14 protein-coding genes are annotated in these 13,963 nt (G+C 71.7%); 7 read left to right on the forward strand and 7 right to left on the reverse strand.

Annotation, left to right across the window (positions count from 1 at the left end; genetic code table 11):
* Window positions 1–40 precede the first annotated feature (40 nt).
* The 5 genes from AB0898_RS14460 to AB0898_RS14480 form a co-directional block, all read right to left on the reverse strand.
* Window positions 41–1,660: an FAD-dependent monooxygenase gene (locus tag AB0898_RS14460; protein ID WP_366803233.1), complete on the reverse strand. Its 1,620-nt coding sequence runs from the start codon at window positions 1,658–1,660 to the stop codon at window positions 41–43.
* A 233-nt stretch (window positions 1,661–1,893) separates the two neighbouring features.
* Complete coding sequence (locus AB0898_RS14465) at window positions 1,894–2,769, reverse strand: amino acid ABC transporter permease (protein WP_366803234.1); 876 nt, start codon at window positions 2,767–2,769, stop codon at window positions 1,894–1,896.
* Entirely contained in the window at window positions 2,766–3,431 is a 666-nt protein-coding gene (locus AB0898_RS14470) for an amino acid ABC transporter permease (protein WP_366803235.1), read from the reverse strand. The genes AB0898_RS14465 and AB0898_RS14470 overlap by 4 nt, the downstream gene beginning before the upstream one ends.
* Window positions 3,432–3,563: 132 nt before the next feature.
* Window positions 3,564–4,403, reverse strand: a complete 840-nt coding sequence (locus AB0898_RS14475; RefSeq protein ID WP_366803236.1) for a glutamate ABC transporter substrate-binding protein — start codon at window positions 4,401–4,403, stop codon at window positions 3,564–3,566.
* Between the two features lie 114 nt (window positions 4,404–4,517).
* A complete protein-coding gene (locus tag AB0898_RS14480; RefSeq protein ID WP_366803237.1) occupies window positions 4,518–5,294 on the reverse strand; it encodes an amino acid ABC transporter ATP-binding protein in 777 nt (258 codons plus the stop codon).
* Between the two features lie 294 nt (window positions 5,295–5,588).
* Between AB0898_RS14480 and AB0898_RS14485 the strand changes: the two genes are divergently transcribed.
* Window positions 5,589–6,278: a response regulator transcription factor gene (locus tag AB0898_RS14485; protein ID WP_366803238.1), complete on the forward strand. Its 690-nt coding sequence runs from the start codon at window positions 5,589–5,591 to the stop codon at window positions 6,276–6,278.
* A 9-nt stretch (window positions 6,279–6,287) separates the two neighbouring features.
* A complete protein-coding gene (locus AB0898_RS14490) occupies window positions 6,288–7,685 on the forward strand; it encodes a HAMP domain-containing sensor histidine kinase (protein ID WP_366803239.1) in 1,398 nt (465 codons plus the stop codon).
* A gap of 150 nt (window positions 7,686–7,835) precedes the next feature.
* On the opposite strand, the gene AB0898_RS14495 is transcribed toward AB0898_RS14490, so the two are convergent.
* On the reverse strand, window positions 7,836–8,834 hold the full coding sequence (locus AB0898_RS14495) for a TAXI family TRAP transporter solute-binding subunit (RefSeq protein WP_366803240.1): 999 nt from the start codon (window positions 8,832–8,834) through the stop codon (window positions 7,836–7,838).
* A 133-nt stretch (window positions 8,835–8,967) separates the two neighbouring features.
* Between AB0898_RS14495 and AB0898_RS14500 the strand changes: the two genes are divergently transcribed.
* From AB0898_RS14500 to AB0898_RS14510, 3 genes are all read left to right on the forward strand, one after another.
* Complete coding sequence (locus AB0898_RS14500) at window positions 8,968–9,372, forward strand: MazG nucleotide pyrophosphohydrolase domain-containing protein (RefSeq protein WP_366803241.1); 405 nt, start codon at window positions 8,968–8,970, stop codon at window positions 9,370–9,372.
* A 60-nt stretch (window positions 9,373–9,432) separates the two neighbouring features.
* Window positions 9,433–10,959, forward strand: coding sequence for a tRNA (N6-isopentenyl adenosine(37)-C2)-methylthiotransferase MiaB (miaB, locus tag AB0898_RS14505; protein ID WP_366803242.1), 1,527 nt, complete (start codon window positions 9,433–9,435; stop codon window positions 10,957–10,959).
* Window positions 10,960–11,104: 145 nt separating this feature from the next.
* On the forward strand, window positions 11,105–11,833 hold the full coding sequence (locus tag AB0898_RS14510; RefSeq protein ID WP_366803243.1) for a class III extradiol dioxygenase subunit B-like domain-containing protein: 729 nt from the start codon (window positions 11,105–11,107) through the stop codon (window positions 11,831–11,833).
* A gap of 10 nt (window positions 11,834–11,843) precedes the next feature.
* On the opposite strand, the gene AB0898_RS14515 is transcribed toward AB0898_RS14510, so the two are convergent.
* On the reverse strand, window positions 11,844–12,101 hold the full coding sequence (locus tag AB0898_RS14515; RefSeq protein ID WP_366803244.1) for an antitoxin: 258 nt from the start codon (window positions 12,099–12,101) through the stop codon (window positions 11,844–11,846).
* Between the two features lie 172 nt (window positions 12,102–12,273).
* Between AB0898_RS14515 and miaA the strand changes: the two genes are divergently transcribed.
* Entirely contained in the window at window positions 12,274–13,212 is a 939-nt protein-coding gene (gene miaA, locus AB0898_RS14520) for a tRNA (adenosine(37)-N6)-dimethylallyltransferase MiaA (protein WP_366803245.1), read from the forward strand.
* A 108-nt stretch (window positions 13,213–13,320) separates the two neighbouring features.
* On the forward strand, window positions 13,321–13,824 hold the full coding sequence (locus AB0898_RS14525) for a hypothetical protein (protein ID WP_366803426.1): 504 nt from the start codon (window positions 13,321–13,323) through the stop codon (window positions 13,822–13,824).
* The last annotated feature ends 139 nt before the right edge of the window (window positions 13,825–13,963 follow it).

Genomic DNA, 13,963 nt, shown 5'->3' on the forward strand with positions numbered 1-13,963 from the left:
AGGGCGAAAGGAAGTGACGCCGGAGCACTCCGGCGCACGGTCAGCGCGCGGCCGAACCCGCCCGCGCCTCCTCCTTCACCTCGTCCTCCAGCCGCTCGGCACCCCCGAGTGCCGCCTCCGCCGCCGCGTACAGGTCGGCCGGCCGGACCCCGCTCAGCGCGGTGACCAGATGGCCGTCGGGACGGACGAGCAGCACGCTGTGGGCGGGAGCGCCCGGGTACTCCTCGGCGACGAGCAGTTCGGCCCGGTGCGGCAGCGCGGTCACGGCGGCCGCGAGCCGGGGCATCACCCCGGCCGACATCCAGTGCTTGCGGTCCCACACGCCCGTGCCCGGGGCGATCAGGACGGCCAGCAGCGCACCCCGGCCCAGCCGGTCGCGCAGCCGGACGAAGGAGCCGTCCTCCGCCGTGACCCGGACATCGGTGACCGGGGCGCCGGGCTCGGTGCCGACCGGGATCTCGCCCTCCAGGTACCGGGGCGCGAGCGGCGAGACGGTGTACGCCCCCGGCTCGCCGAGCGCGCCGCGCCCGAGGTGGCCGTCGGCGAGCAGCGTGTCCTGACCACGGGTCGCGCCGGGCACGTAGGCGCGCAGCCCGCCCCCGCCGCGCAGCACCGGCAACAGCTGGTCGGCGGCGCGCAGCCGGGCGGAGACCACCGCGCGCCGTTCGGCCTGGTAGCTGTCGAGCAGGGCCTCGTGCGGGCCGTGGTGCCAGGAGACGGCGAGCTTCCAGGCGAGGTTGTCGGCGTCCCGCAGCCCCTCGTCCAGGCCCTGGGTGCCGAGCGCGCCGAGGAGATGGGCCGCGTCACCGGCGAGGAAGACCCGGCCTGCGCGCCACCGCCGGGCCAGCCGGTGGTGCACCGTGTGGACACCGGTGTCGAGGAGGTCGTACGCCGGAACGGGACCGCCGGTCCAGCCGCCGAGGGTCTCGCGGACGCGGGTCACCAGCAGATCGGGTGTGACCAGCTCCTTGCCCGGGGGCAGCAGCCAGTCCAGGCGCCAGACGCCGTCCGGCAGCGGGCGGGCCGTGATCTCCGGGCAGGGAGGGCCCGAGGACCGCCACGGCGGCGTACGGTGCAGCAACGCGCGCCCCTCGGCGGGGAGTTCGACGCGCAGCGCGGCGACTGCGTGCCGCTCCACCGCCGTACGGCCGGGGAAGCGGATGTCCTGGAGCTTGCGGACCGTGGAACGGGGTCCGTCGCAGCCGACCAGGTAACTGCCGCGCCACCAGGTCCCGTTGGGGCCGCGGGTGTGTGCGGTGACACCGGAGCGCTCCTGCTCCAGGGAGTCGAGGCGGCTGTCCACGGCCACCTGGACCAGCGGCTCGGCGGCGGCCGCGGCCCGCAGGGCGCCGGTCAGGACATGCTGGGCGATGTGCGGCGGAGCGGGTTCGTCCGGCCCGAAGACGGTCTCGCCCGTCACCTGACGTCGGCGCATCGACCGCCAGCCGGTCCACCTCGCCCCGAGCGCGTCGGCGGGCACCGAGGTCAGCCGTTCCACCAGCGCGGCCGTGTCCTCGCGCAGGACGACGGTGCGCGCGAGACGGGCCTCGTCCTTGCCCGGGCCCTCGTCCAGGACGACGGACGGCACCTCCTGGCGGGCCAGCGCCAGGGCGAGCGTGAGCCCCACGGGCCCCGCTCCGACGATGATCACCGGGTCCACGGCGCGACGCCCCCTGCCCACAGCGGTGCCCTGACGGACTCGGACGAACAGGAAGGTGAAGCGGGGTGCACGATCACAGAACGTATGCAACCCATTGGCAGAGTATGCGTCAAGTGACCGGGGCCCGTGGCGATCACACCTTCAAGGATCGGGCAACGGCGGCGTGTCCGCAACGGGGCGGGGCGGTGACGTCCCCGTCACCGCCCCGCCCGTGAAACGCCTGTGACGCCAGGTCAGATCGCTCTGCCCCCGTCGATGACGTTGACCGTCTCCTTGGCCAGCACCGTGCCCGTGCCGCGCTTGCTGCGCCGCAGTCGGCGCTCCAGCCAGGAGGCGAAGGAGGTGAGCACGGCGTTGAGGACGATGTAGATGACCGCCACCACGACGAAGCTCTGGATCACGTTCGCGTAGTTCGCCGCGAGCGTGCTGCGCGCGCTGAGGAGTTCCGCGAACTGGAGCATGACGCCGCCGAGCGCGGTGTCCTTCACGATGACCACGAGCTGGCTCACGATGGCCGGGAGCATCACGGTGACGGCCTGCGGCAGCAGGATGCCCGCCATGGTCTGGCTCTTGCGCAGCCCGATGGCGTACGCGGCCTCCGTCTGGCCCTTCGGCAGGGCGAGGATGCCGGCCCGGACGACCTCGGCGAGCACCGAGGCGTTGTAGAGCACCAGGCCGGTGATGACGGCGTACAGCGGGCGCTCGTCGCTCGCGATGTCGGTGGAGCGGACGTACAGCTCGTTGGCGAACACCATGAGGAGCAGCACCGGGATCGCCCGGAAGAACTCCACGATCACCCCGGCGGGTATCCGTACCCAGCGGTGGTCGGACATCCGGGCTATGCCGAGCACCGCGCCCAGGGGCAGCGCGATGACCATGGACAGCGCGGCCGCCTCCAGCGTGCTGCCGAGCCCCGGCAGCAGATACGTCGTCCACGCCTGGGAGGTGGTGAAGGGCTGCCACAGGCTCCACTTGAGCTGGCCCTTGTCGTCCATCTTGACCGCGACCCACCAGGCCAGCAGCCCGAGGAGCGCGAAGAACAGGACGGAGACGACCACATTGCGCACCTTGGCGCGCGGGCCGGGCGTGTCGAAGAGGACGGAACTCATCGCTTCACCGCCAGTCGCTTGCCGAGCCAGCCGAGGAACAGGCCGGTGGGCAGGGTCAGAACCACGAACCCGAGGGCGAAGACGGCACCGATGGCCAGCGTCTGCGCCTCGTTCTCGATCATCGTCTTCATCAGGGTGGCGGCCTCGGCGACGCCGATGGCGGCCGCCACCGTGGTGTTCTTGGTGAGGGCGATCAGCACGTTGGCCAGCGGGCCGATCACCGACCGGAAAGCCTGCGGCAGCACGACGATCCGAAGCGTCTGGGAGAAGCTCAGCCCGATGGCGCGGGCCGCCTCGGCCTGGCCGACCGGAACCGTGTTGATGCCGGAACGGATCGCCTCGCAGACGAACGCGGCCGTGTAGGCGGTCAGTCCGAGCACCGCGAGCCGGAAGCCCTGGATCTTGAAGTCCTCGGTGCCCATGGTGACGCCGAAGATGTCGGCGAGGCCGAGCGAGGTGAACAGGATGATGATCGTCAGCGGGATGTTGCGGACGATGTTGACGTAGGCGGTGCCGAAGCCGCGCATCAGGGGGACGGGGCTGACCCGCATGGCGGCCAGCAGGACGCCCCAGACGAGGGAGCCGACGCCGGAGAGGACGGTCAGCTGCACCGTCGTCCAGAACGCCCCCAGGACGTCGTAGCCTTCAAGAAAGTCGAACACGTTCTCCCGCGCTTCCGGGTGTGTGGCGTAGGGGTGGGTCGGCCCGCGCCGCCGTCCGGGAAGCGGTGGACGGCGGCGCGGGCCGTGGGACCGTGCGGGGCCTGCCCGGTCCTCGCGTCCGCGGCGACGGGACTACTTGACAATCTGGCCGATCTTCGGGGCCTGCTCGTTCTTGTAGCCGGCCGCGCCGAAGTCCTTCTCCACGGCCTTGTCCCAGGACTTGTCGGAGACCATCTGCTCCAGCGCCTTGTTGATCTTGTCGACGGTCGCGGAGTCGCCCTTCTTGACGCCGATGCCGTAGTTCTCGTTGCTGAGCTTGAGCCCGGCGAGCTTGAACTGGCCCTTGTACTTGTCCTGCGCGGCGTAGCCCGCGAGGATCGAGTCGTCCGTGGTCAGCGCGTCCACGGCGCCGCTCTGCAGACCGGCGAGGCACTCCGAGTAGCCGGGCAGGTTGCGCAGGTTGGCCTTCGGCGCGATCGAGTCGTGGATGTTCTGCGCCGAGGTGGATCCGGTCACGGAACACAGCTTCTTGCCGTTGAGGTCCGTGCCCTTGGAGATCTTCGAGTCCTTCTTCACCAGCAGGTCCTGGTGGGCCAGCAGGTACGGACCGGCGAAGTCCACCTTCTGCTTGCGCTCGTCCGTGATGGAGTAGCTGGCCACGATGAACTTCACGTCACCGCGCTGGAGCGCGTTCTCGCGGTCGGCGCTCTTGGTCTCCACCCACTCGATCTGGCTGGGCTTGTAGCCGAGCTGCTTGGCGACGTACGTGGCCACGTCCACGTCGAAACCGGAGAAGGAGCCGTCGGGCTGCTTCAGGCCGAGGCCGGGCTGGTCGTACTTGATGCCGATCTTGACCTTGCTGCCGCTGCCCGACGAACCGGCGTCGTCCTTCTTGTCGCCGCCGCACGCGGTGGCGGTCACGGCGAGGGCGAGCACGACGGCCGAGGCGGCGGTGACCTTGCGGAGCTTCATGGTGGACATCCTTTGCGTGATGCGTGAGGGAGAGAACGAGGTCCGTGCGGGCGCGGGTGCCCGGCGGGCAGCCCGATCGGCGCGAGCCGCCCGGCGATCAGTGGGTGCGTCCGGTCAGTGGTGCAGGATCTTCGACAGGAAGTCCTTGGCCCGGTCGCTGCGCGGATTGCTGAAGAACTGCTCCGGCGTGGCCTGTTCGACGATGCGGCCGTCGGCCATGAAGACCACGCGGTTCGCCGCCGAGCGGGCGAAGCCCATCTCGTGGGTGACCACGATCATCGTCATGCCCTCGCGGGCCAGCTGCTGCATGACCTCCAGAACCTCGTTGATCATCTCGGGGTCCAGGGCCGAGGTCGGCTCGTCGAAGAGCATGACCTTCGGGTCCATCGCCAGGGCGCGCGCGATGGCGACCCGCTGCTGCTGACCGCCGGACAGCTGCGCGGGGTACTTGTCGGCCTGGGTGCCCACGCCGACCCGGTCGAGCAGGGCGCGGGCCTTCTCCTCGGCCTGCTTGCGGTCCGCCTTGCGGACCTTGAGCTGGCCCAGCATCACGTTTTCGAGCACGGTCTTGTGCGCGAACAGATTGAAGGACTGGAACACCATCCCGACGTCCGCCCGCAGCCGGGCCAGCGCCCTGCCCTCCTGGGGCAGCGGCTTGCCGTCGATCGTGATCGAGCCGGAGTCGGTCGTCTCCAGGCGGTTGATGGTGCGGCACAGCGTCGACTTGCCGGACCCGGAGGGCCCGATGACCACGACGACCTCGCCGCGGGCGATCGTCAGGTCGATGTCCTGGAGCACATGCAACGCGCCGAAGTGCTTGTTGACGCTCTTCAGGACGACCAGTTCGTCAGTGGCGGCCGCGTCCTCCTTGGCCACCGATACTTCGGTCATCGCTTTCGGGCTCCGTCCTCCTCGGTTTCCGGTGGACCTTAGTGAGGCGCGGCGACCAGCGTCATCAGATCTGAGGTGAATCTGAGCATCACGATCCGATAGCAATCGGACACGTGTCGTAGCACTTGCCCTCAGTGTGAATATCGGCCGGATAACGGAAGCAGCGGGCGACCCGAACGCTCTTGACGCCGTACTCCTCCATCGGCATCACTGCCATGGTGCACGCGCGCGTGCACCGCGTGACAACCGCACGCGAACCATGACCGTACGCACAACGAACCGGAGGGGGCCGGGATGAGACTGCTGCTCGTCGAGGACGACGACCACGTCGCCGCAGCTCTGTCCGCCGTCCTCACCCGGCACGGCTTCCACATCACCCACGCGCGCAGCGGCGAGGAGGCTCTTCAGGCACTCGTCCCCGACAGCGAGTGCTTCGGCGTGGTCCTGCTCGACCTGGGCCTGCCCGACCAGGACGGATACGAGGTCTGCGGCAAGATCCGCAAGCTGACCGCCACCCCGGTCATCATGGTCACCGCCCGCTCCGACGTGCGCTCGCGCATCCATGGGCTCAACCTCGGCGCCGACGACTACGTGGTGAAGCCGTACGACACCGGCGAACTGCTCGCCCGCATCCACGCCGTCAGCAGACGCACCGTCCAGGAGGACGCGGCGGCCGGCGCCGAGGGCACGGCCCTGCTTCTTGGTCCGGTCCGCATCGAACTGCCCACCCGGCAGGTCAGCGTCGGCGGCGCGGTCGTCCCGCTCACCCGCAAGGAGTTCGACCTGCTCGCCCTGCTCGCGCAACGGCCCGGCGTGGTGTTCCGGCGGGAGCAGATCATCAGCGAGGTCTGGCGCACCAGTTGGGAGGGCACCGGCCGCACGCTGGAGGTGCATGTGGCCTCCCTGCGCTCCAAGCTCCGGCTCCCCGCGCTGATCGAGACCGTGCGCGGCGTGGGCTACCGGCTCGTCGCCCCGGCCGGATAGCGGGCAGGGGTGCGCACCCGGCTGCTGCCGCTGCTCATCGTCCTGATGGCGGCCGTCCTGCTCTCCCTCGGTGTGCCGCTCGCCGTCAGCCTGGCCGCGGCCGAGCAGCAGAAGGTGGTCGTCGACCGCATCGACGACACCGCGCGCTTCGCCGCGCTCGCCCAGTTCGTCACCGACGCGCCCAAGGGAGCCCGCGCGGCCGTCCCCGACGAGCGTCTGGAGACGCTCCAGCGCGAACTGGACAGCTACTACGACGTCTACGGCATTCGCGCCGGTGTCTTCTACCGCAGCCGTACGGCCATGGGCAGCGCACCGGCCCACTGGCGGATACCGCGCACGGGTGAGCTCGGCGCCGCCTTCGACGAGGCGCTGCTCAGCCGGCGGAGCCACGACCCCGGTCAGGCGTGGCCATGGCAGCACAGCCGGCTGGTCGTGGCCTCACCGGTCATCCGGGACGGCGACGTCGTGGCCGTGGTCGTCACCGACTCGCCCACCGACGAGATGCGCGCGCGCACCCTGCGCGGCTGGCTGCTCATCGGGGCCGGGGAGGTCGCCGCGATGCTCCTGGCCGTCGGGGCCGCGCTACGGCTGACCGGCTGGGTGCTCAGGCCCGTACGGGTCCTGGACGCCACCACCCACGACATCGCCACCGGGCGCCTGAAGTCCCGTGTCGCGGCCGCCGGGGGACCGCCCGAACTCCGGCGCCTGGCGCACTCGTTCAACGAGATGGCGGACCACGTAGAAGACGTCCTGGAGCAGCAGCGCGCCTTCGTCGCCGACGCCTCCCACCAACTGCGCAACCCGCTCGCGGCCCTGCTGCTGCGCATCGAACTCCTCGCCCTCGAACTCCCCGAGGACAACGAGGAGATCGCCTCCGTCCGCACCGAGGGCAAGCGGCTCGCCCAGGTCCTCGACGACCTGCTCGACCTGGCGCTCGCCGAGCACGCCGAGGCCGACCTCCGGCTGACCGACATCGGCGCGCTGGCCGACGAGCGGGTCGCGGCCTGGACCCCGACCGCCCGCGCCAAGGGCGTACGGCTGTCCGGCGACTGTCCGCCCACCACCGCTTGGACCGACCCCATCGCCCTGTCCAGCGCGCTGGACGCGGTGATCGACAACGCCGTGAAGTTCACCCCCGAGGACGGCGAGGTGCGTGTCACCGTCTCCTCACGCGGCGACTTCGCGACCGTCGTCGTCACCGACACCGGGCCCGGCCTCACCGAGGACGAACTGGCGCGCGTGGGCGACCGCTTCTGGCGCAGCGGCCGGCACCAGAACGTCAAGGGTTCGGGCCTGGGCCTGTCCATCAGCCGCGCCCTGCTCGCGGCGGCCGGGGGTGGCATCGGCTACGGGCACCACGAGCCCGGGGGTCTGCGGGTGACGGTCACGGTGGCGCGGAATCCTTGAGCGGGCGGGGGCGCGTTGGAGCGTGCGGGGTCCTGCCGGAGAGGGCGGGCGGGGGCCTGCCGGAGCGGGCGTGCGGAGTCCTGCCGGAGTTCTGCCGGCACCCTGGTCCGGTTCCGCCGGAGTCCGGAGGCGGCCCGGTGACCGGGTCCGTCAGGGCTTGACGGACCGGTAGTAGCGCCGCGCCCCGTCGTGCAGGGCCAGCGGGTCGGTGTAGATGGCGGTGCGCAGATCGACCAGCTGGGCGGAGTGCACGCGCTCCCCGATGCGGTCACGGCTCTTGATCACCGTGCGGGTCACCCACTCGGTGAGCCGGGGGTCCATGTCCTTGCGGGTCACCAGCAGGTTGGACACCGCGATCGTGGCCACCGTGCCGCCCCGCTGCACCGACGGGTACGCCGACTCCGGCATGTTGGCCGTCCGGTAGTAGCGCGCCGCCTCCCCCTCGCTGTGCAGCTTGCCGACCAGCTTGCCGTCGATGGGCACGAACCGGAACGCCCACTTCTTCGCGAGCCCCGACAGCCCCTTCGTCGGCAGACCGCCCGACCAGAAGAAGGCGTCCACCGTGCCGTTCCGCAGCAGGTCCGGCCCGTTGTCTATCCCGACGGACATCGGGGTGATGTCCTTGTGCGGGTCGATGCCGGCGGAGCGCAGCACCCGCTCGGCTATCAGCTGGACCCCGGAGTCCTTCAGCCCGGTGGCCACCCGCTTGTGCCGCAGGTCCGCCACACTGGTGATCTTGGAATCGCGGGCCACGACGAGCTGGACGTAGTCGTCGTAGAGCCGGGCCACCCCACGCAGCCGGTCCGCCTTCGCGGGGTTCCTCAGCTCGTACGACTGCACCGCGTCGGCCGCCGCGATGGTGAAGTCGGCCTCGCCGTCCGCCACCCGCCGGACGTTCTCCTGCGAACCGGCGCTCGGCCTCAGCTCCACCTTCAGCCCCGGCATGTCCTTGGCCAGGGCGCTGCGCAGGTGCTCCCCGTACTCCTCGTACACCCCCCGGGAGGTGCCCGTGCTGAAGACGACCTTGCCGGTGGGCGGTTCGTCGCCCAGGGGCAGCAGCCACCACGCCAGGAGCCCGAGGAGCACGACGCCGACGGCCGTGCCCCACAGGACGGGCCGCCGGCCGGGCACGGGGAACGTTGTGGACATGCGGGGGATCCTGCCAGCCCGGACGGCGGCCTGCCAGAGCCTCCGGCGCACCTGTGGACAACTCCCGGGCCCGGCGGGGAGGGCCTGTGGACAACTCCGGGCGCTGTCGGTGGCGGCGGCTAGAGTCGCCCGCATGAGCACTTCTCCCGCCCGCCTCGTCCGAGAGTTCCACCGCGCCTTCGGCCTCGACGCCCGTGAGACCCCCGCCGAGGTCTCCCCGCGACTGGCCGCGCACCGAGGGGAACTGCTCGCGGAGGAGGCCGCCGAGGTCGCGGAGGTCTCGGTCGAGGGCCCCCTGGACCACCTTGCGCAGGAACTGGCGGACGTGGTCTACGTGGCCTACGGCACGGCCCTGGTCCACGGCATCGACCTCGACGAGGTGATCGCCGAGATTCACCGCGCCAACATGAGCAAGCTCGGCCCCGACGGCGAGGTCCTCCGCCGCGAGGACGGCAAGGTCCTCAAGGGCGAGCACTACCGCGCCCCGGACGTGTCGGCGGTGCTGCGCCGCCAGGGCTGGATACCCGGGGGCGCCTGACGCCGTCGCGCACCGGCGGCACTGCGATGGCGGCCTCCGGGGAGCGCCTACCCTTGATGCATGACCAGCAGCAGCGACCGGAGCCCCGTGGTGGACGTTCAATCATCGAAGACGTATGAAATCCGCACCTACGGATGCCAGATGAACGTCCACGACTCCGAGCGGCTGTCCGGCCTGCTCGAAGACGCCGGGTACGTGCGCGCGCCCGAGGGGGCGGACGGCGACGCCGACGTGGTCGTCTTCAACACCTGCGCGGTCCGTGAGAACGCCGACAACCGGCTCTACGGCAACCTCGGCCGTCTCGCGCCGCGCAAGGCGTCCCGGCCCGGGATGCAGATCGCGGTCGGCGGCTGCCTCGCGCAGAAGGACCGCGACACCATCGTGAAGCGGGCGCCGTGGGTCGACGTCGTCTTCGGCACGCACAACATCGGCAAGCTCCCCGTGCTGCTGGAGCGCGCCCGCGTCCAGGAGGAGGCGCAGGTCGAGATCGCGGAGTCGCTGGAGGCGTTCCCCTCCACGCTGCCGACCCGGCGCGAGAGCGCGTACGCGGCATGGGTGTCGATCTCCGTCGGCTGCAACAACACCTGCACCTTCTGCATCGTCCCGGCGCTGCGCGGCAAGGAGAAGGACCGCAGGACCGGTGACATCCTCGCCGAGATCGAGGCGCTGGTCGCCGAGGGCGTCAGCGAGATCACGCTGCTCGGCCAGAACGTCAACGCCTACGGCTCCGACATCGGCGACCGCGAGGCGTTCAGCAAGCTGCTGCGCGCCTGCGGCAACGTGCAGGGCCTGGAGCGCGTGCGCTTCACCTCCCCGCACCCTCGCGACTTCACCGACGACGTGATCGCCGCCATGGCCGAGACGCCGAACGTGATGCCGCAGCTGCACATGCCGCTCCAGTCCGGCTCGGACACGGTGCTGAAGGCCATGCGCCGCTCCTACCGTCAGGAGCGCTACCTCGGGATCATCGAGAAGGTCCGCGCGGCCATCCCGCACGCGGCCATCACCACCGACATCATCGTGGGCTTCCCCGGCGAGACCGAGGAGGACTTCGAGCAGACGCTGCACGTCGTGCGCGAGGCCCGCTTCACGCAGGCGTTCACCTTCCAGTACTCCAAGCGGCCCGGCACCCCGGCCGCGACCATGGAGGACCAGATCCCCAAGGAGGTCGTGCAGGCGCGCTACGAGCGTCTGGTCGCCCTCCAGGAGGAGATCTCCTGGGAGGAGAACAAGAAGCAGGTCGGCCGCACCCTGGAGCTGATGGTCGCGGAGGGCGAGGGCCGCAAGGACGGCGCCACCCACCGGCTGTCCGGCCGCGCCGCCGACAACCGCCTGGTGCACTTCACCAAGCCGGACGAGGAGGTCCGCCCCGGCGACATGGTCACCGTCGAGGTCACCTACGCCGCCCCGCACCACCTCCTCGCCGAAGGCCCCGTCCTCGCCGTGCGCCGCACCCGCGCGGGCGACGCCTGGGAGAAGCGCAACGCCGCCGAGGCCGCCCAGCAGCCCGGCGTGATGCTCGGCCTGCCCAAGATCGGCGTTCCCGAGCCGCTGCCGGTCGCGGCGAGCGGCTGCGGCTGCGACTGACCGGGTTACGACACCCCGGGGCACCGGGGTGTCCGACACGAGGTGGCCCCGGCCCGGACGAACTCCGGGCCGGGGCCACCGGCACGTTCACCGGCGCGCTCCGGTCATGACGGATTCACCGTCGTCCGGGGTTACGCTGCCGATCATGCTTGTCGCAGCCGCCGTCTGCCCCTGCCCGCCCCTGCTCGTCCCCGAGGTCGCCTCGGGTGCCGCGCCCGAGCTGGACGCCGCCCGCGCCGCGTGCGCGGACGCGCTGGGCGTCCTCGCGGCCGCCCGCCCGGACCGGCTGATGATCGTGGGCCCCGACGACCGCGGCGGCCTCTACGCGCAGGGCACGGGGGGTTCCTTCCGCGGGTTCGGCGTCGACCTGGCCGTACGGCTCGGCCCGGCTGCGGACGCCGGACCGACCACGGACACCGGACCGGCCGGCCCCGGGCTGCCGCACTCGCTGGCCGTGGCGGCGTGGCTGCTGGAGCGCTGCGGGTGGGTCGAGTTCCCCGTCGAGGGCGTCGGCGTGCAGGACACGCTCACACCCGAGCGGTGTGCCGCGCTGGGCCGGGTGATCGGCGCCGAGGACGGGCGCACCGCCCTGCTGGTGATGGGCGACGGCAGCGCCTGCCGCACCGTCAAGGCGCCCGGCTACCTCGACGAGCGCGCCGCCCCCTTCGACGCCGACGCCGCCCGCGCCCTCGCGACGGCCGACCTGGCCGCCCTCACCGCCCTGGACGCCGGGCTCGCCCGCGAACTCAAGGCATCCGGGCGAGCCCCCTGGCAGGTCCTCGCCGGAGCGGCCGACGGCGCGGACCTGGGCGGCAGCCTGCTGTACGACGACGCCCCCTACGGCGTCGGCTACCTGGTCGCCTCCTGGAGCTGACGCCCGGGCGTCAGGCCTTCGGCGGCGTCTGGGCACCCCCGTCGCCCGGCTTCGCGTCGTCCTGGTGGGCGAGCTTCTCCACGGCCTCCTTCGCCTTGTCCGTACCGGTGTGGATCTTGTCGCTGTACTTGCCCTTGGTCCGCTCGTCGACGAGGTGGGCGGCCTTGTCGATCCCGTCCTGGACCTTGTCGCCGTGCTCGCGGGCGAGGTCCGCCGCCTTCTCCTTGGCCGTGTCGAGTCCGGCCTTCACGTTGTCGAACAGACCCATGGTCCACCTTCCGGAAACACCCAATTGCGCGTGATGCGCCTGCTTGCGGGGAACGTCTACCCGTGCGTACCGCGTGTCACACCCCGCGTCCGCTCCGGTTCCGCATGTCACCGGCCGCCCCCGGATCATCACTCGTTGGAGGACGGGCCCCGGGGTTTGCGAAACTGGTGCGGTGAGCAGTGCATCCCGCGCCCCCCGTGTCATCGCCGTCGTCGGACCCACCGCGGCCGGAAAGTCCGATCTCGGCGTCTTCCTGGCCCAGCGGCTGGGCGGTGAGGTGATCAACGCCGACTCCATGCAGCTGTACCGGGGCATGGACATCGGCACCGCCAAGCTGACCCAGGAGGAGCGCGGCGGCGTACCGCACCACCTCATGGACATCTGGGACGTGACGGTCACCGCCTCCGTCGCCGAGTACCAGAAGCTCGCCCGCGCCCGGATCGACGCCCTGCTCGCCGAGGGCCGCTGGCCCGTCCTGGTCGGCGGCTCCGGCCTCTATGTGCGCGGAGCCATCGACAACCTGGAGTTCCCCGGCACCGACCCCGAGGTCAGGGCCCGCCTGGAGGAGGAGCTGACCCTGCGCGGCCCCGGCGCCCTGCACGCGCGCCTCGCCGCCGCCGACCCCGGCGCGGCCCGCGCCATCCTGCCCGGCAACGGCCGCCGCATCGTCCGCGCCCTCGAGGTGATCGAGATCACCGGCAAGCCCTTCACGGCCAACCTCCCCGGCCACGACTCGGTCTACGACACCGTCCAGATCGGCGTCGACGTCGCCCGCCCCGAACTCGACGAGCGCATCGCGCGCCGCGTCGACGTCATGTGGGAGACCGGACTCGTGGACGAGGTGCGCGCCCTGGAGGCCCAGGGGCTGCGCGAGGGCCGTACGGCGTCCCGCGCGCTCGGCTACCAGCAGCTCCTGACGGCGCTGGCCGGGGACTGCACCGAGGACGAGGCGCGCGCCGAGACCGTGCGCGCCACCAAGCGCTTCGCGCGCCGTCAGGACACCTGGTTCCGCCGCGATCCGCGCGTGGAGTGGCTGAGCGGCGCGGCGGCGGACCGGGGGGAACTCCCTGAGCGGGCGCTCGCATTGCTCGAACGACCGGTTACAGCCTGATCACGTCATGGCATCGGGATGCGCCGCCGGTCAACGCGGTCGGCGGCGCCGTGCCATCATCGAGCTTCGATCGACCAGTGGAAGTCCTAGTTGGGAGGGCGCGTGGCGATGGAGGCCGGCCCTCGTGACACCGCACCAGGCACCGAGCACGTCACCACCGACGGTGACGGGCCGGACCGGGGCGAGGACCGTCTGACCGACGACGGACCCGAGGACGTGGCGGGCGGCGTGACCGCCGACGGACCCACGCCCGAGGAGATGTACGCGAGCGGTCCGGAGGTCGAGGTCGAGCTGCGTCCGCAGCGGCGGCTGCGCATCTGGCAGCTGGCACCCATCGTGGGCCTCGCCTCGCTCGGCTCCCTGATGTTCGCCTTCCCGCTCGCCTTCGACTTCGGCGACAGCGGCGCGGTGATTGCCATGCTGGGCCTGCTGATCTGCTCCTGCGCGGCCGGCTGGGGCATGATGGCCGCCCGCCGCGTCGGCTACACCTGGCCGGGCCTGCCCGCGCGCGGCTCCGGCCGCCGCCCGGACTGGCGGGTCGTGCTCGCCTACGTGCTCGTGATCGCCGTCGTCGCCTTCCTCGCGGTGTGGCGCGTGGCCCGGCTGCGCTGACGTTCCGCGCACCGCCGACCACGCCTTTCACCAGGGCGGCGAGGCGTTGTCCACAGGGCCCGACGGGACGGCGGCGCGTTGTCCACAGGACGGGCGGCCCGCCCAACGGCCTCGCCCGTGACGCCGTACGATCGAATCC

Source organism: Streptomyces sp. NPDC005435, from assembly GCF_040703155.1.
GTDB lineage: Bacteria > Actinomycetota > Actinomycetes > Streptomycetales > Streptomycetaceae > Streptomyces.

Coding starts and splice junctions, on each gene's coding strand:
- miaB (WP_366803242.1), top strand. CDS start 9,433: ATGACCAGCAGCAGCGACCGGAGCCCCGTGGTGGACGTTCAATCATCG.
- AB0898_RS14475 (WP_366803236.1), bottom strand. CDS start 4,403: ATGAAGCTCCGCAAGGTCACCGCCGCCTCGGCCGTCGTGCTCGCCCTC.
- AB0898_RS14485 (WP_366803238.1), top strand. CDS start 5,589: ATGAGACTGCTGCTCGTCGAGGACGACGACCACGTCGCCGCAGCTCTG.
- AB0898_RS14510 (WP_366803243.1), top strand. CDS start 11,105: ATGCTTGTCGCAGCCGCCGTCTGCCCCTGCCCGCCCCTGCTCGTCCCC.
- AB0898_RS14525 (WP_366803426.1), top strand. CDS start 13,321: ATGGAGGCCGGCCCTCGTGACACCGCACCAGGCACCGAGCACGTCACC.
- AB0898_RS14500 (WP_366803241.1), top strand. CDS start 8,968: ATGAGCACTTCTCCCGCCCGCCTCGTCCGAGAGTTCCACCGCGCCTTC.
- AB0898_RS14495 (WP_366803240.1), bottom strand. CDS start 8,834: ATGTCCACAACGTTCCCCGTGCCCGGCCGGCGGCCCGTCCTGTGGGGC.
- AB0898_RS14480 (WP_366803237.1), bottom strand. CDS start 5,294: ATGACCGAAGTATCGGTGGCCAAGGAGGACGCGGCCGCCACTGACGAA.
- AB0898_RS14465 (WP_366803234.1), bottom strand. CDS start 2,769: ATGAGTTCCGTCCTCTTCGACACGCCCGGCCCGCGCGCCAAGGTGCGC.
- AB0898_RS14515 (WP_366803244.1), bottom strand. CDS start 12,101: ATGGGTCTGTTCGACAACGTGAAGGCCGGACTCGACACGGCCAAGGAG.